Source organism: Streptomyces sp. A012304, assembly GCF_026008495.1.
Lineage (GTDB): Bacteria > Actinomycetota > Actinomycetes > Streptomycetales > Streptomycetaceae > Streptomyces.
Genome location: NZ_BQUN01000103.1, coordinates 57,585 through 80,132 on the forward strand (window position 1 = coordinate 57,585; position 22,548 = coordinate 80,132).

Annotated in this window: 19 protein-coding genes, 2 tRNA genes and 1 pseudogene; 10 read left to right on the plus strand and 12 right to left on the minus strand. The window is 71.6% G+C overall.

Annotated features, from left to right (window positions below):
* The coding region (locus ALMP_RS25990) for an HGxxPAAW family protein (protein WP_309299539.1) at window positions 1–235 on the minus strand (235 nt) is incomplete at its 3' end.
* A gap of 157 nt (window positions 236–392) precedes the next feature.
* On the opposite strand from ALMP_RS25990, the gene ALMP_RS25995 reads away from it, so the two are divergent.
* Window positions 393–884, plus strand: coding sequence for a MarR family winged helix-turn-helix transcriptional regulator (locus ALMP_RS25995; RefSeq protein WP_264932366.1), 492 nt, complete (start codon window positions 393–395; stop codon window positions 882–884).
* Between the two features lie 73 nt (window positions 885–957).
* On the opposite strand, the gene ALMP_RS26000 is transcribed toward ALMP_RS25995, so the two are convergent.
* Window positions 958–1,635, minus strand: a complete 678-nt coding sequence (locus tag ALMP_RS26000; RefSeq protein WP_375803536.1) for a TetR/AcrR family transcriptional regulator — start codon at window positions 1,633–1,635, stop codon at window positions 958–960.
* A gap of 92 nt (window positions 1,636–1,727) precedes the next feature.
* Between ALMP_RS26000 and ALMP_RS26005 the strand changes: the two genes are divergently transcribed.
* From ALMP_RS26005 to ALMP_RS26015, 3 genes are all read left to right on the plus strand, one after another.
* Window positions 1,728–2,426, plus strand: a complete 699-nt coding sequence (locus ALMP_RS26005; RefSeq protein WP_264932368.1) for an NAD(P)-dependent oxidoreductase — start codon at window positions 1,728–1,730, stop codon at window positions 2,424–2,426.
* 288 nt (window positions 2,427–2,714) lie between these two features.
* The gene (locus ALMP_RS26010; protein ID WP_264932371.1) at window positions 2,715–3,788 is read left to right on the plus strand and encodes a DMT family transporter; all 1,074 of its coding nucleotides are present in this window, start codon (window positions 2,715–2,717) and stop codon (window positions 3,786–3,788) included.
* A 305-nt stretch (window positions 3,789–4,093) separates the two neighbouring features.
* The gene (locus ALMP_RS26015; protein ID WP_264932373.1) at window positions 4,094–4,627 is read left to right on the plus strand and encodes an NUDIX hydrolase; all 534 of its coding nucleotides are present in this window, start codon (window positions 4,094–4,096) and stop codon (window positions 4,625–4,627) included.
* Here ALMP_RS26015 and ALMP_RS26020 read toward each other — a convergent pair.
* Window positions 4,605–5,946: pseudogene (locus ALMP_RS26020) on the minus strand (hypothetical protein). The gene ALMP_RS26015 and the pseudogene ALMP_RS26020 sit on opposite strands and share 23 nt — an antisense overlap.
* A gap of 126 nt (window positions 5,947–6,072) precedes the next feature.
* Between ALMP_RS26020 and ALMP_RS26025 the strand changes: the two are divergent.
* From ALMP_RS26025 to ALMP_RS26035, 3 genes are all read left to right on the plus strand, one after another.
* Window positions 6,073–6,303, plus strand: coding sequence for a hypothetical protein (locus tag ALMP_RS26025; protein ID WP_264932375.1), 231 nt, complete (start codon window positions 6,073–6,075; stop codon window positions 6,301–6,303).
* A gap of 208 nt (window positions 6,304–6,511) precedes the next feature.
* The gene (locus ALMP_RS26030; protein WP_264932377.1) at window positions 6,512–6,955 is read left to right on the plus strand and encodes a hypothetical protein; all 444 of its coding nucleotides are present in this window, start codon (window positions 6,512–6,514) and stop codon (window positions 6,953–6,955) included.
* Between the two features lie 69 nt (window positions 6,956–7,024).
* A complete protein-coding gene (locus ALMP_RS26035) occupies window positions 7,025–7,867 on the plus strand; it encodes a protein kinase (RefSeq protein WP_264932379.1) in 843 nt (280 codons plus the stop codon).
* 113 nt (window positions 7,868–7,980) lie between these two features.
* Here the strand turns inward: ALMP_RS26035 and ALMP_RS26040 are convergent.
* Both ALMP_RS26040 and ALMP_RS26045 read right to left on the minus strand, forming a co-directional pair.
* A tRNA-Arg gene (locus ALMP_RS26040) sits at window positions 7,981–8,053 on the minus strand.
* Window positions 8,054–8,251: 198 nt separating this feature from the next.
* Window positions 8,252–8,342: transfer RNA gene (locus tag ALMP_RS26045), tRNA-Ser, on the minus strand.
* 457 nt (window positions 8,343–8,799) lie between these two features.
* On the opposite strand from ALMP_RS26045, the gene ALMP_RS26050 reads away from it, so the two are divergent.
* Window positions 8,800–9,192, plus strand: coding sequence for a subtilase-type protease inhibitor (locus ALMP_RS26050; RefSeq protein WP_264932381.1), 393 nt, complete (start codon window positions 8,800–8,802; stop codon window positions 9,190–9,192).
* A gap of 290 nt (window positions 9,193–9,482) precedes the next feature.
* Complete coding sequence (locus ALMP_RS26055; RefSeq protein WP_264932384.1) at window positions 9,483–14,312, plus strand: PAS domain-containing protein; 4,830 nt, start codon at window positions 9,483–9,485, stop codon at window positions 14,310–14,312.
* 77 nt (window positions 14,313–14,389) lie between these two features.
* Here the strand turns inward: ALMP_RS26055 and ALMP_RS26060 are convergent, their stop codons facing one another.
* Entirely contained in the window at window positions 14,390–15,031 is a 642-nt protein-coding gene (locus tag ALMP_RS26060) for a TetR family transcriptional regulator (RefSeq protein ID WP_264932385.1), read from the minus strand.
* Between the two features lie 212 nt (window positions 15,032–15,243).
* Between ALMP_RS26060 and ALMP_RS26065 the strand changes: the two genes are divergently transcribed.
* Window positions 15,244–16,446 carry an MFS transporter gene (locus ALMP_RS26065; RefSeq protein WP_264932388.1) on the plus strand — a complete coding sequence of 401 codons (1,203 nt, stop codon included), beginning with the start codon at window positions 15,244–15,246 and terminating at the stop codon, window positions 16,444–16,446.
* Between the two features lie 309 nt (window positions 16,447–16,755).
* Here ALMP_RS26065 and ALMP_RS26070 read toward each other — a convergent pair whose 3' ends face one another.
* The 6 genes from ALMP_RS26070 to ALMP_RS26095 form a co-directional block, all read right to left on the minus strand.
* Window positions 16,756–18,411, minus strand: a complete 1,656-nt coding sequence (locus ALMP_RS26070) for a long-chain fatty acid--CoA ligase (protein ID WP_264932390.1) — start codon at window positions 18,409–18,411, stop codon at window positions 16,756–16,758.
* A 143-nt stretch (window positions 18,412–18,554) separates the two neighbouring features.
* Window positions 18,555–19,103, minus strand: coding sequence for a SigE family RNA polymerase sigma factor (locus ALMP_RS26075; protein ID WP_264932393.1), 549 nt, complete (start codon window positions 19,101–19,103; stop codon window positions 18,555–18,557).
* A gap of 289 nt (window positions 19,104–19,392) precedes the next feature.
* The gene (locus ALMP_RS26080; protein WP_264932395.1) at window positions 19,393–20,559 is read right to left on the minus strand and encodes a lipid-transfer protein; all 1,167 of its coding nucleotides are present in this window, start codon (window positions 20,557–20,559) and stop codon (window positions 19,393–19,395) included.
* Window positions 20,556–20,975: a MaoC/PaaZ C-terminal domain-containing protein gene (locus tag ALMP_RS26085; RefSeq protein WP_264932397.1), complete on the minus strand. Its 420-nt coding sequence runs from the start codon at window positions 20,973–20,975 to the stop codon at window positions 20,556–20,558. The genes ALMP_RS26080 and ALMP_RS26085 overlap by 4 nt, the downstream gene beginning before the upstream one ends.
* A gap of 139 nt (window positions 20,976–21,114) precedes the next feature.
* Window positions 21,115–22,044 carry a bifunctional MaoC family dehydratase N-terminal/OB-fold nucleic acid binding domain-containing protein gene (locus ALMP_RS26090; RefSeq protein ID WP_264932399.1) on the minus strand — a complete coding sequence of 310 codons (930 nt, stop codon included), beginning with the start codon at window positions 22,042–22,044 and terminating at the stop codon, window positions 21,115–21,117.
* 323 nt (window positions 22,045–22,367) lie between these two features.
* The gene (locus tag ALMP_RS26095; RefSeq protein WP_264932907.1) at window positions 22,368–22,502 is read right to left on the minus strand and encodes a hypothetical protein; all 135 of its coding nucleotides are present in this window, start codon (window positions 22,500–22,502) and stop codon (window positions 22,368–22,370) included.
* Between the last annotated feature and the right edge of the window lie 46 nt (window positions 22,503–22,548).

The window sequence follows — 22,548 nt, forward strand, 5'->3', positions numbered from 1 at the left end:
GGTCCCGCACCCCCATCCCCCACTCGGCCCGCGGCCGCACCCCGGGCGGCTTGCCCCACCCGGCCAGGTGCAGCGCCCAGGTGACCAGTCCCGCCAGGACGACGATCGCGAGCCCCCCGGCCACCAGCGCGGCGGAGCCGGTGCACACCCCCACCCCCGCCACGGACCCCCCGACCGCCACGATGCCCACGCCGGTCCAGCCGGCGACCGTGTGCCCCTCGTCGTACAGCGCCATCCGAATCCCTCACAGCCTAAGAGGTTGATGAACCAAACCTCTTACAAGGTAAGAGAAGAGGAAAGCAGATAACAAGGACCCAGCAGGACGAAGAAGAACCGACGGAAACCCGGCGCCGTCCGGCAGGGGATCCGTACCGAGGAGAGAGCACCCCGCGATGACCGCCCAGCCGCCGCCCCGTCCCGCCGCCACCCCCGCAGAAGCGATCGCGGCGATGGACGACCTCATCGCGACCCATCTGCTCGGCCAGCAGGAGATGGCCCAGCGCCTGGGCCTGAACGTCACCGACCTGACCTGCTTCGCCTACGTCCTCCAGGCCGGCGAGAACCTCCTGACCGCGGGTGACCTCGCGACCCGCGTGCACGTCACCACGGGCGCGGTGACCGGCATCCTCAACCGCCTCGAACGCGCCGGCTACGTCACCCGCCGCCCCGACCCCCAGGACCGCCGACGCGTCCGCGTGGCCGCCGTACCCGACGCCGTGGCCCGCGCCTACGCCCTCTACCAGCCCTACTACGACCGCCTGGGCGCCCTCTTCGCCGATTACTCCCCCGAGGAGCGGGCCGTCCTGACGGACTGGTTCACCCGCGCGACGACCCTGGCCCGCGCCTACCGCGAGGAACTCCGCACCGACGAGAACCCCGCCTGACGGCCCAGGCCCGCCCCCTCGGACCCGGCGAGCACGGCCGCGAGCCCTCGAAGGCGCTCCCAGGTACCGGCCATCAGACCTCGTCCGGACGCAGGGCGTCGAGGATGAGGCCGAGGCCGAACTCGAACTCGTCGGCGTAGTCGTAACCGGGCTTGAGCGCGTGCTCGACGGCGAGCTCGGTGAGGTGGGGATAGGCGTCGGCGGGCATGTCGCGCAGCATGGCGCCCGCGACCTCGTCCAGCTCCGCGGAGTTGGCGAACGGCAGGCTCAGCTCCTGGAGCACGAAGCCGTACAGGTAGCTGTCGACGAGCGAGAAGGCGTGCGCGGCCATGGGGACGGAGAACCCTCCGGTGCGCAGGGCGCCGAGGACGGCGTCGTGGTGGCGCAGGGTCGCGGGGCCGGGCCGGCTGCGGGAGTCCATGAGGCCGACGGCCCAGGGATGGCGCCGGAGCGCGGCACGGGCGGACTCCGCCCGGTGGCGCATGGCGCTCTTCCAGTCCGTGTCGCGCGGTGGCAGGTCGATCTCGGCGAACACCGCGTCCACCATGCCGTCGAGGATCTCCTCCCGGCCCGCGACGTGGTGGTAGAGCGACATCGCCTCGACACCGAGGGGTTCGGCGATGGCCCGCATGGTCAGCGCGGCCGTCCCCTTGGCGTCCGCCACCGCCACCGCCGTACGGATCACCCGCTCACGACTGAGCGGGATACGCGCCGACGCCCGCCGCCGTCCCCCCTTGCCTCCCTCGCTCACGGACTGCTCCTTTCCCTTCCCTTGACCGCCTTACAGCATAAGGCTAGCTTGCCTTACAACATAAGGTGGACATTCCGGCGAAGGGCTGCGCCATGGGCACGGATCACATCAGGAAGGTCTGCGTCATCGGGGCTTCGGGGAAGCTCGGGCAGTACATGGTCCGGCACGCGCTGGACCGCGGCTACGAGGTGGTCGGGGTGTGCCGCGAGCGCAGCGTGCCGAAACTGGCCGCGTTCGAGGGCCGGATCACCGTCGTCCCCGGACCCACCGACGACCCGGAGGTGATCCGGCGGGCGGTCGCCGGGTGCGACGGGGTGCTGACGGTGCTGGTGCCCTGGGGCGTGCGGCAGTACGCGTCGGGCACGGCCCAGGCGGTGCTCGACCACGCCCGGCCGGGCGCCCGCCTGATCTTCTCCTGCGGCTGGCACATCACCCGCGACGGCAAGGACAGGTACTCGTGGACGTTCCGGGCGGCCCTGCGGATCGCCGCCGTGCTGGGCAGGCTCGTCCGCGCCGTCGAGATAGACGACCAGGTGGAGGCCTGCCGCCGCGTCTTCGCCAGCGACACCCGCTGGACCGTCGTACGCGGCAGCAGCCTGGAGGAGGGCGAGAGCCAGGGCCTCCCCGTCTGGAGCCGGCACGTCGGCGACCCCGTCCTCTCCAGCAACCTCACCCGCCGCGTCGACTTCGCCCTGTTCATGGTCGAAGCCCTCACCGACGACACCCTCGTCCAGGAGGCCCCCGCCATCGTCGGCCGCCAGACCCCGAGCGCCCTCACCCACAGCCGGTGATCAATCCACCGGGGGCCGCCAGCCTGACCGGGCCTCATCTCCGAGAGGGGGCGCCTCCTCGCACAAGGCGACGAGACGCAGCCCCGGGAGACGAGGTGGAGTGATGGAAAAGCCGAACCCTTCCCCGGAGACCAAGGGGAAGATCCGCAAGGTGGCCGGCCGCTCGCGACCTGTTCCGGGACGCCTGCCCCGTTGCCGGGTAGCGTGATCACATGCAGCTGTTTCTGACGCCTCCGCCGCCCGCCGCTTGAGGCGGGCAGTCGTGCAGAGCCATCCCGAGGTGCCGGGATGGCTGTGTGGGTTGCCCACGGAAGAGATCGTGCCGGCAACCACTCGAGGAGACCTCAGTTGCAGTCCTCTTCTGCCCTGTCCGTTCGGCAGGGTGTTCTCTACGTCGCGATTGCGGCCACAGCGTGGGGCACTGGCGGTGCTGTAGCCGCCGAACTGTACGACGTCGGCGGGATCGGCCCCGTCTCCGTTTCCTTCTGGCGATTCCTGACCGGACTCGGACTACTCCTGACCGCTCATCTGGTACGGCGGACCCGGCGGCCGGAGACGGCGCTCTCGCTGCGCGCAACCTACGCGGCGAACCCACGGCGAGCCCTGGTCACAGGCTTGGGGCTGGCCGTGTACCAGACGGCCTACTTCGCCTCCGTGCAACAGGCCGGACTGACCGTAGCCACGGTGGTGACCCTGGGCTCGGGCCCCGTACTGGTCGCCGTCGGAGCCCGGCTCACCCTGGGCGAGCGCACCGGCGCCGCCGGAACCGCCGCCGTGGTGAGCGGCGTCATCGGCCTGGTGCTGCTGATGGGCGGCGCGGACGGGAGCACCGGCCCGGCTCCCCTCCTGGGCATCGGGTACGCGCTGCTCTCCGCAGCCGGCTACGCGGGCGTAACGCTGCTGGGCCGCTTCACCGGCCGGAAGAACGCCGGTGGCGCGTTCGAAGCGACGGTGACCGGCTTCGCGGTGGGCACAGTCTGCCTTCTGCCGATGGCTCTGCTGGAGGGCCTGCTGCCCGACATGGAGCGTGCGGCCTGGACCCTCGGCCTGATCCTCTACGTGGGAGCGGTGCCGACGGCGCTGGCGTACACGTTGTTCTTCGTCGGCCTCGGAGCCGTACGGGCGACCACCGCCTCCGTGGTCGCCCTGGTCGAGCCACTCACCGCGGCGGTCATCGGCGTCCTGGTCTTCGACGAGCGGCCCAACGCGGTCGTCCTCACCGGCACGGCCCTGCTGCTGTTCGCCGTGCTCTTCCTGACGTTGGACGAAGGGGCCGCCCGAGCGGCGACCCACCGGACCCCCGCCCCCAGGGCCGACCACGGCCGGCACACGTCGCATCCGGCCACACAGACCAAGGACTGACAGCGACACACCATGCGCAGACGGGCAGTGGCCGACCAACGCCCACTGCCCGCCACCACTGCCTGTAGCAGACACTGCGCAACTGCGCCCAAGCCTCGGCCCCGGGCCTCCTGCTGACTCGTCAGCCCGTCGGCTCGACGACAGGTCGCTACTCACTGAACTCCACGTCCTGGCACTCGGCCGCTTCCAATTGGAAGCATTGCCCGCACTGGACATCTCGTCAGAGTGACGTAAAAAGGACCGAACCTGCGCCCCCCTTCCAGCCGGTCTGAGACCCTGGAGACCGATCGAGAGGGGCCGCAGGTATGGAGTGGAAGACCCACGGTGAGCGACAGGTCTACACGAACAAGTGGGTGAATCTGTGTCTGGTCGACGTCCAGCAGCCTGACGGGCGCAGGTGGGAGTACCACGTCGTCCGCCTCCGGCACCTGGCCGTTGCCGCCGTGGTCAACGAGCGCCAAGAGGTCCTGATGATGTGGCGGCACCGCTTCATCACGGACTCATGGGCCTGGGAGCTGCCCATGGGCCTGGTCGAGGACGGCGAGACGCCGGAGGAAGCGGCAGCCCGCGAAGTCCTGGAAGAAACCGGCTGGCGCCCCGGCCCCATCAAGCCCCTGATCTATGCCGAGCCGGCGAACGGCATCACCGACTCGCAGCACCACGTCTTCCGCATCGACGGCGCCACGTACGCCGGTCCGCCCACGGAGAAGAACGAGTCCGACCGCATCGAGTGGATCCCCCTCTCGGAGGTACGCGGGATGATAGACCGCCGCGAGGTCGTGAGTAGTGGATCTCTCGTCGGCCTGCTCTACCTGCTCATGGACGAAGCGATCCGCTGACCGGCGGGAGGAGTTCCCGTAGCCGCGCCTCGAAGGCAAGGGCTACGGGCTCCTGCCTGTGTGGGGCCAACTGGTCGTAGAACTCCCTGAGATGCCCTGATACACGCTCCGAGGCCACCGCCGATGCGGGCTCAAGGGCTTGGCGTGGCGGTATGGCACGCCTGGTCAAGCTTGCCCTGGTCAAGCTGTGTACGAGCCAGCCAGAACGAGTGAAACGCGCGGCCTCGCTGGTTCGTCTGCTGCTCCCGCCGCAGGGCATCGGCGATCAAAGGTTCGGCGGTTGCCGCTTCGCCCAGTCGGCCATGGGCGATGCCCGTGTCCACGATGAGCTTCGGCTCATCGAAGTAGGTCACCCATGAGGGGTCCGGATCGCTCGCCCCGATCTGCTCGAATTGGCTGTGTGCTTCCCCGATCGCCCGGTGCGTGTCATCACGGTTGCCGAGGGTGGCATGGGCGAATGCTTCCCGCATGGCCAGCATCGACATGACGCGCGGCGTACTGCCGAGTGCTGACCGAGCCTGGTCCTGGGCGGCGGTGACGAGTGCCAATGAGTCCGCTGGCTTGTCCTGGTAGGTCGCCTGCAAGCTCATGCAGGCGAGGACGTTGGCCATGAACTGCCGGTCGTCGATCTCCTTCGCCAGGTGCAAGGCCTCGGTGAAGTACGCGCGGGCTTGGTTGTACTGGCGGGCGTCGAAGTAGGTCCAGCCAGTCAGGCGGGCCAGCTCGGCCGCGATGCCATACAGGCCGTTCTGGATGGACGGCGGTCGGCTCTCCTTCAAGAGTCCGACGACATAACGGAGCTGGCCGACAATGGCAGGCCGCAGTGCTTCTCCGCCGTGCTGGTCGTCTCGTCGCCAGTAGTCCTCGATGGAGGAGCGAAAAGCTTCAAGAGTGGCCTTGTTCAAGCTGGTTCGCGTGGCCAGCGCCAAGATGCTGTCCACATCGGGACCTGGCAGCGACGCGGGGGCCTGCTGCTCCGGCTCCGATATCTGGGGCGCCTCGCGCTCGTCGACCACGAGAGCCTGGGGCGTCTCCCACGCCCGGCGGGCGAGCCCGAGCATGCCTCCTGGGATGCGCAAGCCGTCTGAGATTCGCTCGATGACGTCCATGTGCCGCAAGTGGCGTCGGCCTGCGATGACTTCGCCCACACGGCTCGGCGTCAGGTCACAACGCCGGGCGATCATCGAGGGGTAGATGCCCGCCCTGACCTTCAGCAGCCGGAAGACTCTGGCGAAGTCCCGGACCCGACACGCATCGATCATCTCCGGATCGGTGAGCAGCCTGGCCGGCAGTTCCTGCGGCCGGTCCGGGTCGGGCATCGGCAAGCTCCCACACTGCGAGGGCTACGCAACGTCGCTGGTTCTCTACTTCCCGCGATGTTACCCAGGTTGGGTAATCAGCCTGACCTTCTACCGACGGCCTTCCGATCGCGATGCCTCCCTTGCATGGCGAGCAACCAGCAGACCAGACCAGGCATCGGTGAACTGGCGAAGGACACCGCCAAGGGACGCATCGGCATCGTCATGGGTGAGCTCGGCGGCCGAGTGCAGATACGGCCCATCGGCGGCGGCCGGGAGTGGGATGCCATGCCGGACAAGGTGGTGCAGCCGAGTGCTCGGGAGAAACTGAGCGCACGCCTGGCCATCAAGAACGGCAACAGCAGGGACGGCCTGTGATCTGCGCCATCGGCCGATACGCGGGAGTCCTCTTCATCATCATGATCAGCGGGTCGTGCGGCCTGGTGATCGGCATGGCTCTCGCTGTCGGCCAGTAGACCGGCCGCCCCAGGCGGGTGCTCATTCCCTGGTTTCCCCCACGCCCGTTCGGGGCGGCCTCCCAACCCTGAAAGTGCCACGCTCCACTACCCAAAAAGGGAGTACTCGCATGACGGCAACGGCGAACGACCAGAAGACCGGCCGCGCGGTGGCCGGCGAGGAGCTGTTCCAGAGCCTCGCCCACTTCGTGGTCGTCCACAACGGGCAGTCACCCGAGCGTGCCGAGCGGATCGCGGACCAGGCGCTGGCCTTCGTGGTCACCGCAGCCACCGCGATCGTCCCCATGGTCCCGTCGGACGACGTGGACCTGGGCCTTCACGCGCTCATCCTGCACACGAAGGAGTACGCCGAGCTGTGCGAGCGGTACGCGGGCCGCTTCCTGCACCACAACCCGAAGCCCGGTGGTGGCGCCCGTGATCCGAAGCAGGTCACCGCTTCGGCACGGGCCATGAAGACTGCGGGCTTCATGGTCTTCGACGACCTGTGGACCGTGGACGGCACGAACCTCGCCCAGTGCGACTCCGACTGCGGCCGCCCGTACGGCCAGGCGTAGCACAGACAGCAGCGAACGCGGCCGGCCTCGACCCGTGGCCGGCCGCGTTCGCTCGGAAGGAGACAGACGTTGTCCGGCTCACCCTCTGAACTGCCGATCGTGGTGCTCGACGCCCTCGTGCCCACGTCTCAGCGCCTCGTCCTGAACCGCCGGGGCTCCATGGTCTGGGAGGTGCAGAGCCATCGAGGTCACTACGCCGTCAAGGTCGGCTATCCGATCGAGGCTACGGCCGACTGGCCCGCCCAGCCCTGGACCGCCCTCGCGCCCGCACGCGAGGGTGCCGTGCTGCATCGCCTCGGATGCGACGACTTCGCGTACGGGGAATGGGAGCACGGGACGTGGAACTTCCAGCCGTGGCATCAAGGGCCGGACCTGTACCGCCTGTGGGAGCCCTGCCGTAGCAAAGACTTGTCCGTCGCACCGCACTCCAGCGTGGCACTGGGCTGTGTCGAGGCGCTGGCCGAACTGCACGCCAAGGGTTGGGCCCACGGCGACGTACAGCCCGCCCACTTCATCGTCGGGCCGGAGCGGACGCATCTCATCGATCTGGCTCTAGCCCGAGGTGGGCACGTCCCCGAGGGGTACGACTTCCCGTTCCGCGGCTGCCTCGTCCACTACGAGGCGCCGGAGATCGCGCGCAGCGTACTCGCCACTGGTGAGGCCGAGCCCACGCCGGAAGCCGACATCTACGCCCTCGGCGCCTCCCTGCTCATCTCGGCCACCGGTTGGCGGGCCGTCGAGTACCCGGACGACGCTCCACGCCCCGTCCAGAGGGAGGCCGTGGCCAACGGCAGACGCCGCCCCGTCAAAGCGGGCGGTGAGCTGGGCGAGGTGATCGAGGCGATGCTCTGCCCTGCTCCCGAAGACCGACCGACCATCTACGAGGTGGGTAAGGCCCTGAGCTGCCTCTAGAGCCCGGTTCGCCCGGCGGCGCTCGCCACGCAAAGACGGTTGCCGTCGACCACTGCCGTCAACACAAAAGCCAGAGGCCCGGTGGAGTGATCCACAGGGCCTTTGACGTGCTGTGCACTCGGCAGGATTCGAACCTGCAACCTTCTGATCCGTAGTCAGATGCTCTATCCGTTAAGCTACGAGTGCTTGTCTTTTCTGTTGTTTCTGTCTTCGCTCCCGGCCCTTTCGGCCCGCTCGCGGCGACAGGAAGAACATTACATGACTGCCGCCGCCATGTGAAATCCGATTCGTATACCCCTTGTGACCTGCGGAAACGTCCGGATCGGGGCAGGACGAGGGGGAACGACGAAGCCCCGGTCCTGGGGACCGGGGCTTCGGTGAGAGCGGAGGCGGAGGGATTTGAACCCTCGATGGGCTTTAAGGCCCAAACCGCATTAGCAGTGCGGCGCCATAGACCGGACTAGGCGACGCCTCCAGCACAGCCGCTCGCGTGTGTGCGAGTGGTGCGTGCAGATGATGACACAGGCGAGCGCTGCGTCACCAATCGGCCTCCACGGTACTAGGCAGGCGGGCCGCAGGGCAAAGGCATTGCCGAGGCGGAACGTCGCCGGTGTCGTGGCGTTGGGCAGGGCATGGTCCAGGTCATCCCGCCGCGGCGGCCCCTCGTCGCCGCGCCCGCCGTGTCCGCCGCGCCCGCCGTGTCCTTCGCCGGCGTGTCCGCCGTGGCCACTCTCGCCTCCGTCGCCGTCGCCGTTCTCGTCGGTCCGGCAGTCGCCAGTCCGGCGGTCGCCGGTCCGGCGCAGGGTGCGGCGCAGGCCCTTTCGGCCCAGCTGTCACAGACGCCTCAGTCGGCACAGAGGGCCCACCCGTCAAAGACGGCCCACTCGTCGTCACAAGCGGCCCACCTGTCACAGGTAGCCCAGCCGTCACAGATGGCCCAGCCGTCACAGACGGCTCTCGCGCCGTCGCCCGTGCGGGGCGAGGACCGGGAGGATCGGCTCGTCGTGATCGTCCGGGGAGCGGGGCGGGGGGTGGACGGGAGGTTCGAGGTGTCCTGCCGTGCGGGGCGTGGGAGTCACCCGGACGTGGCCGGGGCCTGTCGGGCGGTGGAGCGGAACACACGGTGGGGGCGGGACACCTTCGGGCCCGTCCCGGAGGGCAGTGTGTGCACCATGCGGTACGGCGGGCCCGCCACCGCGCGCGTCACCGGCTGGTGGGCCGGGCGGCCCGTCGACGCGACCTTCGACCGCGGCAACGGGTGCGAGATCGAGCGCTGGGACCGTTTCGTGCCGTTGCTGCCCGTGCCGCGCGACGACGCCCGCTGAGCCGGGGGCGGTCGCCCGGGTTCCGTTCGGCCCGGCCCCGAACCCCACGCTCAGCGGGGACACAGATGCCGCATGGCAAAAGCACTTGTCCCGTAAACGTCGCGCGAAGGTCCCGCGAAGCCTGAGCAGGCGGTCACATGTTCTGTGTCACTTCGTCGTGCGAGCTCGCTCTCATCCGGGGCCCCGAGCCCGGAATGAGCCCTTAGACTCCCTCGCGTGACACGCTGCGGGACGGTTGGCAAGATGGCCCGAGCGGTCGGCAAGGTGCGGTAACAGGGAGGAAGCGACTCGTGAGCAGCAGGCCATCCCGAGGCGCTGCTCGCCTCGCAGCCATACTCGACGCACTTCCCGACGCGTTGGTGCTGGTCAACGCCAACGGGACGGTCGTCAACGCGAACACCATCGCCCTGGAGGCCTTCGAGGCTCCGGGGACCGCTCTGGTGGGGCGGGGGCTGCTGGACCTGCTTCCGCAGTTCGACTCCAAGCTGATCCCCGGGTCCATGCGGCGGCCCGACCACATGGATCCGCGCGGGCGGACCAAGCCGACCCGGATGGTCGCCCGGCGGACGGACGGCAGCGAGTTCCCCGTCGAGGTCACCAGCGCCAACCTGGAGAACGGCCAGCAGGCCTACGACAGCTACGGCTATGCCAACGACGAGCTGCTCATGCTCGTCGTCCGCGACCTGTCGGGCACCGTCGACACCGAGGCGGAGCTGGCGCGGTCTCAGCGGCAGACCGAGATGATCCTGCGGGCTGCGGCAGAAGGCGTGGTGGGGACCGACACCGACGGGCGGATCGTGCTCGTCAACCCGGCCGCCGCGCAGATACTGGGCTACCGGGCGAGCGACCTGGGCGGCAAGGAGCTGCACACCCTGGTGCTGCACTCGCGCGCCGACGGCTCGCCGTTCCCGTACGACGAGTCGCCGCTCGCCGACACCCTGCGCTCGGGGCGCAAGCATCGGGTGCGTGGGCAGGTGCTGTGGTCGAAGGCGGGGGACAAGGTCTCCGTCGACCTGACGACCGCGCCCGTGCGGGACGGGGACCAGCTCGTCGGCGCCGTGATGACCTTCACCGACCGGCGGCCGTACGACACGCTCGCCGAGGAGAAGGCAGCGCTGGAGAAGCGGCACGCGGAGGAACTGGAGCGGCTCTCCGAGGAGCACGCCTCCGACCTCACCGCGCTGCGCCAGCAGCACGTCACCGAGCTGGAGGAGCTGCGCGAGCAGCACGAGGAGGAACTCGCGGCCGGCGAGGAGCGCTACGCGGCGCTCGGCGAGCGCGAGAAGGACCGGTACGAGGCTCTCGCCGCCCGGCACGAGCAGCTGCTGACGCTGCTCGGCCGTTCCCTGCGCGGCCCCCTGGACGAACTGCGCCGCGAGCTGTCGGCGCTGGCCGCCGACGACGCCGGGCAGCTGTGGCCGGAGGCCAACCAGGTGCTGCACCACCTGTCGGCCGGCTACGCCCGCATCACCACCCTCATCGACAACGTCCTCGGCTACCAGCGCCTCGACGCGGACGGCACGGAGATCAACCGGACGAAGGTGATGCTGGACGCCGTCGTCGCCGCCGGTGTCGACGGGGCCGTGGAGCTCGTGGGGCCGGGGCGGGTGCAGTTCGCCGTGCACGCGCCGCCCATCGAGGCCGAGGTCGACGCCCGGCTCCTCGCGACCGCGCTGGCGCACCTCGTCGCGGACGTCGCCGGCGTGGACGCGACCGGCAACGCGCCCGTCTCGGCCGGCGGTTACATGGACAACACCGTCGTGGTCGCGGCGGCGCAGCGCGGCGAGGTCGTCCGCATCGAGGTGCGCGGGCCGTACGCCGGTGGCGACCCGGTGCACGAGCCGATCGTGCGCGGGATCGTGCGCGCGCACGGGGGTGTGCTCCAGACGCACGAGGTGCCGGGCATGAGCGGCAGCGCCTACGTCCTCGAAGTGCCGTTGGGCGGGGGCGCGGGGACGACCGCGATCGCCGCTCCGGCGGCGGTGCCCGGATCGGCGTTCGCGCTGCCGGCCGGGTCGGACGGAGGGGCTTTGGCTCCGGCTCCGGCTTCGGCTTCGGCGGATTCGGACGGCGGTCACGGCGGCGAGGACGGTGCGGCTCCCGAAGACGGGGGCGCCTACGAGCAGGGTCCCGGTGCGGGGGCTGGTGCGGGCCGGCGACGGGCTCGGCGGTCCTCCGTGGACGCCTTCCTGGAGGGTGAGGTTCCGGGCGCGGGTGACGGTGGCGCCGAGGCGGAGGCCACGGCACCGACCGGACGGCGTCGCAGGCGGGCGGCCGCTGCCGCCGAGGAGACGCCGGTCGCGGCGCCGGTGGACGACACGGATGCCTCCGGCGGGACCGGGCGGCGGCGTGGACGGCCGGCCGAACAGGCCGCCGGCCCGGGCGGCGCCGCGGGTGCCGTGGTCGAGGGGGTGGCCGAGGGGGCCGTCGTCACGGCCGCCGAGCACGCGGCGGGGACCGCCGCCTCGGGCACGGGACTCGGCGGCACGGTTCCGCCGCAGGGCATGCCCGCTCCCACGGGTCGGCGGGCACGGCGCGCCGTCGACGAACCTCAGGCTCTGCCGGCCGCGCTGCCCGCGGCACCGGCCGACACCGACCACGACGCCGACGCGGCGGGCGGGGGCGAGGCGTCCGGTTCGGTGGAGAACGGGCAGCCGACGGGACGTCGTCGGCGTGCTCTCGCCGCCGCGACGGAGCGCGCCGCCGCGCAGGAGGCGGGGCCCCGGACCGTGTTCGCCCTGCCGCCGGCGGAGGCGGACCGGACGGGGTCGACCGACCCGGGCGCCGGTGCGGGCGCTGGAGCGGGCGGAGGTGGCGCGCAGGAAGTGGGGCAGGTCGCGGTTCCCGCTGCGGGGCAGCCCGTTCCGGCCGCGCTTCCCCCTTCGATTCCGGTTTCCCCTGTTCCCACTCCGGGTGCGGGTGCGGGTGCTGGTGCGGTTTCGGTTCCCGGTCAGATTCCGGTTCCGGTTCCGGGGCAGATTCCGGGGCAGATTCCGGTTCCGGGGCAGATGCCCGTGCCCGGGCAGTCGGTTGCGATTCCTGGGCAGATGCCCCTGTCGGGGCAGCCGGTACCGGCGTCCGGGGAGGCCCAGCCGGTCGTTCCCGTTCCGGGGCAGATGCCGGCTCCCGGACAGATGCCGGTTCCCGGACAGGCGCAGACGCCCGGGCAGGCTCAGACTCCCGGGCAGGCTCAGGTGCCCGGCCAGGTTCAAGTACCCGGGCAGGCTCAGGTGGCCGGGCAGGGCGTGGCCGACGACGCGCTCGTCGATCACGGTCGGCATGACGCCGTTCCGCATGACCAGGCCGACGACCACACCCCGCCGCAGCCGCATCCGACGACCGCCCCCACGGGCCGTCGACGCCGGGCGGTGGCCCCGCCCGCGGCGGACGCGACCGGAGCGACCGGAGCGACCGGAGCAGCAGGAGCGGCCGCGGCGGCCGGTCCGGTTCCGCCGGGTGCCGTACCGGCCCAGGCGCAGATCCCGGCTCAGACTCCCGCATCGGCTCAGGCGCAGGCGCAGCCGCAGACCCCGGCTCCGGCTCCGGCTCCGGCCCCGGCTCCGGCTCCGGCTCCGGCTCCGGTGCAGCCTCAGGCCGACGGTGGGCAGGCGATGCCCGCGCCGCAGGCCCCCGGTCAGCCGCTGCCCGCTCAGCCGAACGCCTCCGGCCAGGTCGGCGTGCCCGCCCCGGCCGCCGCTCCCGGTCAGCCCCTGCCCGCGGAAGCGCCCCCGGCGCCCGCACCCGACACCGCCGCTCCGGTGACGACGACCCCGGGCGGAGGCACCCCGCTGCCCCCCGAAGCCGTCGCACAGCCGCGCGTGGCGCAGCCGCTGCCCGCCGAGAGCGCCGCCTCCGCCTCCGTGCCCGTGGACCCCAACTCCACGCAGGGCCGGGCGATCAGCGTGCGGACGCTGGGCCAGGGCGTGCCCTTCACCCGGCAGGCCGCGCAGGTGCAGCAGGCGGCAGCCCCACGGACTCCTCAGGCCCCGCAAGCCCCGCAGGCTCCCCAGCCCGCCGGCGGCACCCCCGCCCCGCACACCCCGGGCGGCTCCGGTCGGCGGCGCAAGCTGGGTACGCCGCCCGACCCGGCCACGCGACCGGAGCAGACGGCCCGTCCGCACCCGCAGGCCGAGCAGCCCGCCGTACCGCAGACGCCCGCGGCCGGGGTGCCGCAGGTCGCTCCTCCCGTGCCGCAGCCCTCGCTCGCCGGTCAGCCGCTGCCCGGGCAGTCGTCGGCCGGGCAGGTGCGGCTCGCTCCCGGGACCGAGGGGGCCGGACGTTCGTACGCCATAGGCGCCCCGGACGAGAACGCCGCCGAGGGGCCCGAGCCGCTCGACGGGCCGGGTGGGGCCGTGGAGGTGGCGGATCCGCCGCGTCCGCAGCCGTTGGACGACGAACTGCCGCCGGAGCCGCTGGACAACCCGCGTCGGCTGCTGGTGTGGCCGGCGCCGGACGTCAGCACGCAGCAGGCGCTCAGCGACCGGGGATACCGGCCGGTGATCGTGCACTCGCGCGAGGAGGTCGACGCGCAGATCGCCGCGTTCCCGGCCGCGCTGTTCGTGGACCCGCTGACCGGGCCGATCACGCGCACCGCGTTGCAGTCGCTGCGGCAGGCGGCGGTGGCCGCCGAGGTGCCCGTGCTGGTCACGGCCGGTCTCGGACAGGCGACGCGCGAGGCGGCGTACGGTGCCGACCCCGCCGTCCTGCTGAAGGCGCTCGCGCCGCGTGACAGCGAGCAGCACCCGCCGCGGGTGCTGCTGGTCGAGGAGCACGCGGAGATCGCGCTGGCGCTGACCGCGACGCTGGAGCGGCGCGGGATGCAGGTCGCGCGGGCGGCGAGCGACGCGGACGCCGTCACGCTCGCCGGGCAGCTGCGGCCGAACCTGGTGGTGATGGACCTGATGCAGGTGCACCGGGGCCGGGCCGGGATCATCGACTGGCTGCGGGCGAACCAGCAGCTCAACCGGACCCCGCTGGTCGTCTACACCGCCGCCGTCGACCAGGCCGACCTGCCGCGGCTGGCCTCTGGCGAAACGGTGCTCTTCCTCGCGGAACGGTCCACGAGCGCCGAGGTGCAGAGCCGGATCGTGGACCTGCTCGCCCGCATCGGGACCAACTGACCGGCCGACATCGGCTCAGCCTGCGGGCCGACCGTCAGATGCGCGATCAGCCGACGCGTCCGCCGCCCGGCCCGCGATCAGCCGACGCCTCGACCGCCCGACCCGCGATCAGCCGACGCGCCGACTTCCCGGCCCGCGATCAGTCTGCGTGCCGCCTCCTTGACCGAGGCGCGCAGGCGGGCACGGTCGGCGTCCTCGGCGCCCACCAGGATGCGGCTCATCTGCGGTACGACGGTGGCCCAGTTGGCGAGTGCGACCAGCAGGAACAGCAGGTCACGGGCTGGGATCGCGTCGCTGATCACCCCGCGGTCCTGGCCGTCCTGGACGGCGGCGACCTTGAGGGCGTAGTGCTCCTGCCGTTCGGTCTCGTCGGGCAGTTCGGCGGTGCCGTACTCGATGCCCTCCCAATAGAGGAGGCGCAGCAGTTCGGGGTGGGCGGCGTGGTAGTCCATCAGGCGGTCCAGCCAGCCCTCGATGTCGTCCGGGTCGACGGGGACGGCGGCGGCGAGGTCGACCATGCACCGGCCGAGGACCCGGGTGAACAGCTCCGCCTTGTTGCCGAAGTACGCGTAGATGAGCTGCTTGTTGGCCCTGGCCTCGGCGGCGATGCGGTCGATGCGGGCGCCCGCGATGCCGTACCGGGCGAACTCCGCGACCGCGGCGTCGAAGATCCGCGCCTTGGTGGCCTCGGGGTCCCGGGGCGTCCTGGTCGTTGCCATGGGGACATGGTAGCCAGCCGCTAACCAACTAGTTGGTTGACAGGGAATCGACGGGCGGCCCAGACTGTTCCACCTCGTGTTCCAACCAACTGGTTGGTTGTTGGAGTCGCCTCCAAGGGTCACCTCACGCGAAGGGTCACCTCGAAGGGGTCACCTCCAAGGGCCGCCTCAAAAGGATCGCCTCGAAGGATTCGGGCAAAGGAGCATCCGCCATGCCGTCCCCCGTCGCCACCGGTCAGCAGCTCGCGCACAGCCAACCGTCGGCCACGATCCCCAGCCGTCTGTTCCTCCCGCTCATCGCCCTGTGCACCGCCGTCACGGCCGCCAACATCTACCTCGCGGCGCCGCTGCTCCCCCTCATCGCCCACGACTTCGGCTCCGTGCCCTCCGCCGTGGCCTGGATCGCCTCGGTCGCCCAGCTCGGCTACGCGGCCGGACTGCTCTTCTTCGCGCCGCTCGGGGACCGGGTGAACCGTCGCCGGCTGGTCGCCGCGCTGTCCCTGGTCACCGCTGCGGCCCTGGTCGTCGGCGCCATGGCCGGCGGCACCGGCGCGCTCGCGGCCGCCGTGCTCGTCGCCTCGGCGGCGACGGTCGTCCCGCAGCTGCTGGTACCGCTGATCGCCGAGCGCGCGCCGGCCGACCGCCGTGCCCGCCATGTCGCCGCCGTCATCGCCGGGCTGTTCACCGGTATCGTCGCCGCGCGCGTCCTGGGCGGGCTCGCCGGGCAGGCCTTCGGCTGGCGCGCGGTGTTCGTCGGCGCGGCCGTCCTCACCGCCGGGCTCGGCCTGCTCACCGCCGCCGCCCTGCCCGTGGAGCCCCGGCGGTCCCGCGAGGGCGGTCTCTTCGCGGGCCTGCGGGCCATGCCGGGGCTGGTGCGCCGCTCGCCCGACCTGTGGCGGGCGTCCGTACGACAGGCGGGGATGTTCGGTGCCTGGAGCGCCCTGTGGACCTCGCTGGCGCTGCTGCTGACGGGCGAGAGGTACGGCCTGTCCACCGCGACCGCCGGGCTGTTCGGCCTGTTCGGGCTCGCCGCCACCGTCGTGGCGCCCCTCGCCGGCGGCCTGGTCGACCGGTTCGGCGCCGCGAAGGTGGTCCGCAACGCGTATCTGCTCGCCGCCGTGTCCGTACCGCTGTTCTGGCTGGGCGGACAGGTGATGCCGGCGCTGTTCGTGGCCGCGCTCACGATCCACGCGGCCCTGGTCGCCTCCCACGTCGCCAACCAGACCCTTGCCCTGACCACCACCTCCGCCCCGGCCACCGCCAACAGCGCCTACGTCGTCGCGGGCTTCGCCGGCGGCGCCACCGCCTCGGCCCTGGCGGGCCTCGCCTTCACCCACTGGGGCTGGGGCGGGGTAGTCGCGGTGGCGGGGGTCTGGCTGCTGCTGGGGTGGGGGACGACGGCGGTACGACGGTGATCTCCGCGGGGCAGCGGTGGCGGTACGGCGCCTGATGCCACGGGGACAACGGCAGCGGTACGGCGCCTGATGCCACGGGGACAACGGCAGCGGTACGGCGCCTGATGCGGCGGGGCGACGGCGGCGTCACCGCTGCACGGCGGCGGCGGTTGCGGCCGTCCCCCGCAGTGACAACGACGCCGGCGCCGACGGCCAGGGCTCCCGCGAAACTCCGCGGACCCTGCCCGGCCGACGCCGGCTTCAGCCTCGTATTCCGTGTACTCCGTGTACTCCGTACTCCGTACTCCGTACTCCGTTACTCCGTGTCCGTCAGAGCTGGGTGACGTCCAGCTGCCCCTCCGCGTACTGCCTGCGCAGCACCTTCTTGTCGAACTTGCCCACGCTCGTCTTCGGCACCGCCTCGATGATCGTCCAGCGCTCCGGGAGCTGCCATTTGGCGATCTTGCCCTCGTCGGCGAGGAAGGCGCGCAGGGACTCGAAGTCGGCGCTGGCGCCCTCCTTGAGGACGACGGTGGCCAGCGGGCGCTCGCCCCACTTCTCGTCCGGGACGGCGACGACCGCGGCCTCCGCGACGGCCGGGTGGGCCATCAGGGCGTTCTCCAGTTCCACCGACGAGATCCACTCGCCGCCGGACTTGATGACGTCCTTGGCGCGGTCGGTGAGGGTGAGGAAGCCGTCGGGCGAGATGGTGCCCACGTCACCGGTCTTCAGCCAGCCGTCCTCGCTGAACTTGTCGGCGGGGCGCAGGGGCTCGGCGTCGGGGCCGTTGTAGTACGCGCCGGCGATCCAGTTGCCGCGGACCTCCAGCTCTCCGGCCGACTCGCCGTCCCAGGGGAGGCGTTCGCCGCCGGGCCCGGTGAGGCGGGCCTCGACGCCGGCCGGGAAACGGCCCTGAGTGAGGCGGTAGGCGAACTCCTGGTCGGTGCCGATCGTGTGGGCCGGCGGGCGGGCGATCGTGCCGAGCGGGGAGGTCTCCGTCATGCCCCAGGCGTGGCAGACCCGCATGCCGAGCTCGTCGAAGGCCTGCATGAGGGACGGCGGGCAGGCCGAGCCGCCGATGGTGACCTGGGTGAGGGAGGAGACGTCGCGCGGCTTGGCGGTCAGCTCGGCCAGCAGGCCCTGCCAGATGGTGGGGACGGCCGCCGCGTGCGTCGGCTTCTCGCTCTCGATCATCTCGGCGAGCGGCGCGGGCTGGAGGAAGCGGTCCGGCATCAGCATGTTCACGCCGGTCATGAAGGTGGCGTGCGGCAGCCCCCAGGCGTTCACATGGAACTGCGGCACCACGATCAGCGAGGTGTCCTGGTCGGTCAGGCCCATCGACTGGGCCATGTTGACCTGCATGGAGTGCAGGTAGACCGAACGGTGGCTGTAGACCACGCCCTTGGGGTCGCCCGTGGTGCCGGAGGTGTAGCACATGGCGGCGGCCTGACGCTCGTCCAGCTCGGGCCAGTCGTAGCTGGTCGGCTTCCCGGCGAGCAGCTCCTCGTACTCGTGCACGGCCGCGCTCGCGCCGGCGAGGAGGGAGCGGTCGCCGGGTCCGGTGACGACGACGTGCTCGACCGTCTTCAGGTGCGGGAGCAGGGGCGCGAGGAGCGGCAGCAGGGAGCCGTTGGCGATCACGACCCTGTCGGCCGCGTGGTTGACGATCCAGGCGAGCTGCTCGGGAGGCAGGCGGAGGTTGAGGGTGTGCAGGACCGCGCCCATGGAGGGGATCGCGAAGTAGGCCTCGACGTGTTCCGCGTTGTTCCAGGCGAGGGTGGCGACCCGGTCGTCGCCGACCACCCCGAGGTCGTCGCGGAGGGCGTGCGCGAGCTGGGCGGCGCGGGCGCCGATCTCGGCGTAGGAGCGGCGCTGCGGCTCGCCCTCGCCGGTCCAGGTGGTCACCTGCGATGTGCCGTGGATCGTCGACCCGTGGGTCAGGATCCTCGAGATCAGCAGCGGTACGTCCTGCATGGTGCTCAGCACGGCGTCCTCCCAGGTGCGGCGACATTGCCTACGCGGTGGTAACGGTTGCGCTGATTCTGCGCACATACCGCGTGGTATGTCACTAGGGAGCGATGATCGATCAGGTCACGTTAAAGCGCACCCCAAATCCCCAGGTAGGCACGCTATCGAACAACGTCCAGCTCAGGGTCGTCCCGGAGCTTTCCGAGGGCTCGCGACACCGCCGACTTCACCGTGCCCACGGAGACGCCGAGGATCTGCGCCGTCTGGGCCTCGCTGAGGTCCTCGTAGTACCTGAGGACCACCATGGCCCGCTGCCGGGCGGGCAGTTTCATGATCGCCCGCCACATCGCGTCGTGCAGCGCCTGCCGCTCGGCCGGGTCGGCCTCGCCGGGCTGAGGCTCCGGCTCGGGCAGCTCGTCGCACGCGAACTCGTCGACCTTGCGCTTGCGCCACTGCGAGGTGCGGGTGTTCAGCAGCGCCCGGCGGACGTACCCGTCGACCGCCCGGTGGTCCTCGATCCGCTCCCATGCGACGTACGTCTTGGTGAGCGCCGTCTGCAGCAGGTCCTCCGCGTCGCTCGCGTTCGCGGTCAGCGACCGGGCGGTGCGCAGCAGCACCGGCTGACGGGCCCTGACGTACGACGAGAAGGACGGGTACGGAGCGGGCCGCGTCATGCCGTTCGAAGCGCTGGTGCAGACGGGTGTGGTCATGGCTCCACGCTAGGAGCGGACCCCGCGCGGCGGATCGGCCGCAGGTGCCGAAGCAGAGTCCGTCTCAGGTTGTAGGGGTGGTACTGCCTCCACCTCCTGAAGGTGGACGAGGGGGCGGCCCGTACTGCGGGATGACCCTTGGGGGGTGCGGCAGGGGCAGCAGGCCGGGTTCGGGGGCTCAGGGTTCGGGGCTCAGGGTTCGGGGCTCACGGCTCAGGGCTCAGGACTCAGGCTTGGGCCTCTGGGCTTGGGCCTCGTCGCCGTACTGTGCCGTGCTGCCGTACACGGCTCACCCGTCGGCGGCCAGGACGAGCCCCGAGGTCGGCACCCCCGTCCCCGCCGTCACCAGCGCGTGGGCCGGGTCCGGTGCCTGGTTCACGGACGTGCCACGCAGTTGCCGTACCGCCTCCGCTATGCCGTTCATGCCGTGGAGGTAGGCCTCGCCGAGCTGGCCGCCGTGGGTGTTGAGCGGCAGGCGGTCCTCGGCGACGAAGTCCGTGGCCTCGCCCCGGGCGCAGAAGCCGAACTCCTCCAGCTGCATCAGCACGAACGGGGTGAAGTGGTCGTACAGGATCGCCACGTCGATGTCGGAGGGCGTGAGCCCGCAGGCCCGCCACAGGCCGCGGGCGACCACGGCCGTCTCCGGCAGGCCCGTCAGATCGTCACGGTAGAAGCTGGTCATCTGCTCCTGCCCCCGGCCCGCGCCCTGGGCGGCCGCGACGACGACGGCCGGCGGATGCGGCAGGTCCCGGGCCCGCTCCACCGAGGTGACCACCAGCGCCTGGCCGCCGTCCGTCTCCTGACAGCAGTCCAGCAGCCTGAGCGGCTCGGCGATCCAGCGGGAGGCCGCGTGATCGGCGAGGGTGATGGGTCTGCCGTGGAAGTACGCCGCCGGATTGGTCGCCGCGTGTCTGCGCGCGGTGACCACCACGGGCCCGAACGCCTCCGGGGTCAGCCCGTACGCGTGCAGATAGCGCTGTGCCGCCATCGCCACCCAGGAGGCCGGGGTGAGCAGCCCGAACGGCAGCGTCCAGCCGAGCGCCGTCCCCTCCGCCGAGGGCTCCCGCCGACGGACGCCGGAGCCGAAGCGGCGGCCCGACCGCTCGTTGAAGGCCCGGTAGCAGACGACGACCTCGGCCACGCCCGTCGCGATGGCGAGCGCCGCCTGCTGGACGGTCGCGCAGGCCGCCCCGCCGCCGTAGTGGACACGGGAGAAGAAGGACAGCTCGCCCATGCCGCACGCCCGGGCCACCGTGATCTCCGGACTGGTGTCCATCGTGAACGTCACCAGCCCGTCCACGTCGCGCGGCCCGAGACCCGCGTCGTCCAGCGCGGCGCGCACCGCCTCCACCGCGAGCCGCAGCTCACTGCGCCCCGAGTCCTTGGAGAACTCCGTCGCACCGATCCCGGTGATCGCCGCCCGGCCGCCGAGGGCGTCCCGCTGCCGGACACTCATCCGGCACCTCCGTCCCCGGGTCCGCCCCGCGTCCCCGCCGGGACGGTGACCGTGACCGTGCCGGTGACGTGCCGTCCGATGCCGTTCTCCCCGGTGACCCTCACCACGGCCGTGTCGCCGTCGACCTCCTCGACGGTCCCCGTCAGCACCAGGGTGTCCCCCGGGTAGGTGGGGACGCCGAGGCGGATGGCGACCCTGCGGAGCACCGCCGTCGGTCCGAAGTGGTCGGTGATGAGGCGGCCGACCAGGCCGTTGGTGGTGAGGATGTTCATGAAGACGTCGGGGGAGCCCTTCGCGCGGGCCGCCTCCGGATCGTGGTGCACGTCCTGGTAGTCGCGCGAGGCGAGGGCGCCGGCGACGATCAGCGTGCGGGTGACCGGAACCTCCAACGACCGCAGCCGCTCCCCGGCCCTCATACGCCACCCCCTCGACCCACCATGCCGCCAGGCCGTCGGAACACGAAGCCGCCGGCCTTTCCGAGCTCGATGCCGCCAGCCCTACCGAACACGATGCCGCCGGCCCTCCGGAACACGATGACCCCGCCCCTTCGCGCCCTCATGCCGCCACCGCCTCGAAGACGGGCAGCACCAGCTCCTCGTCGTACCGCCGGAAGCCGAGCCTGACCGGCATCCCGATGCGGACCTTGTCGTACGGCACCCCGACCACGTTGCTCACGATGCGCACGCCCTCCGCCAGCTCGATCAGGCCGACCGCGTACGGCGGGTCGAAGGCCGGGAAGGGCGGGTGGTGCATCACGACGTACGAGTAGACCGTGCCCTCTCCGCTCGCCTCGACCGTGTCCCACCGAAGCGCGCCGCAGGAGGGGCAGCCGGGCAGCCAGGGGAAGCGGAGCGTGGCGCAGGAGGCGCAGCGCTGGATGAGGAGGCGGTGGTCGCGGACGCCATCCCAGAAACCGGCGTTGTCCCGGTTGACCACCGGTCGGGGGCGGCGTTCCTTCGGCTTCCGGTGCGCGGGAACGTACTTGAGGATCCGGAAGCGGTGTGTGCCGACCAGTTCCCGGCCCACGCGCACGTCGGTACGGGTGGTGACGAAGTAGCCGGTCCCGAGCTTGGTCGTCTTGCGCCCGGAGACCGACTCGATCACCGCGTCGAAGGTGATCTCCTCTCCCGGGCGCAGCGGGCGTAGGTACTCCTGCTCGCAGTCGGTGGCGACGACCGCGGTGCAGCCCGCGTCGTCGAGCAGGGCGAGCAGCTCCTCGTAGGCCGGAGCGCGACCCGCGTGACCGCTGAGCCCGCCCATGGTCCAGACCTGGAGCATGGTGGGCGGGGCGATGGCGTCGGGCCCGGAGTAGGCCGGGTGGCTGTCGCCCATGGCCTCGCACCAGTGCCGGATCATGGGGGCGTTCACCGGGTCCCGGCCGGCCCGGGCGACCGCGGACGGCCGGCCCTCATAGGCCTTCAGCCTCGCCTCCAGCGCTGCCGCCGTACCCGTACCTGCCTCCCGCTCCTCTTCCACGTCACTCATCCCTCACCACCGCCCCCTCCTCGACCCGGGTCACGTCGCGCTGACGGAAGATTTCTGACTGTCCGTCAGATACGGGGGACTGTCAAGGTCGGCGGACCCGACAGACCCGGCAGGGCCCGCGTGCCCTTCAGGTCACGCAGCCCCCAGGCCCCAGGCCCCAGGCCCCGTACGCCCCGGCGAGAAACGTCTGCGCGGCGGCACCGAAGTTCCGCCGCGCAGACGCGTTGCCACCCCACAGAACACACCCGGCACAGAAGACAGAAGGCGGGGGCGATGCCGACTTCGAAGCCGGTCCCGTGCCGGCATCCGCCCCGCCCCTCAGCTCACCACCACAGCGGGGCGAAGGCGACCGCCGCGCCGTTGTTGCCCTGATTGACGGCCCCGGACTCGGCGCCGTTGAGCTGCGCGGTGTTGCTCTGGTTCGCGGCGCCGGAGCCGAAGGCGTTCTGCTGCGTCATGGACCCCTTGCACCACTTTTCTTGCCCGCTACCCCATAACCCCCGG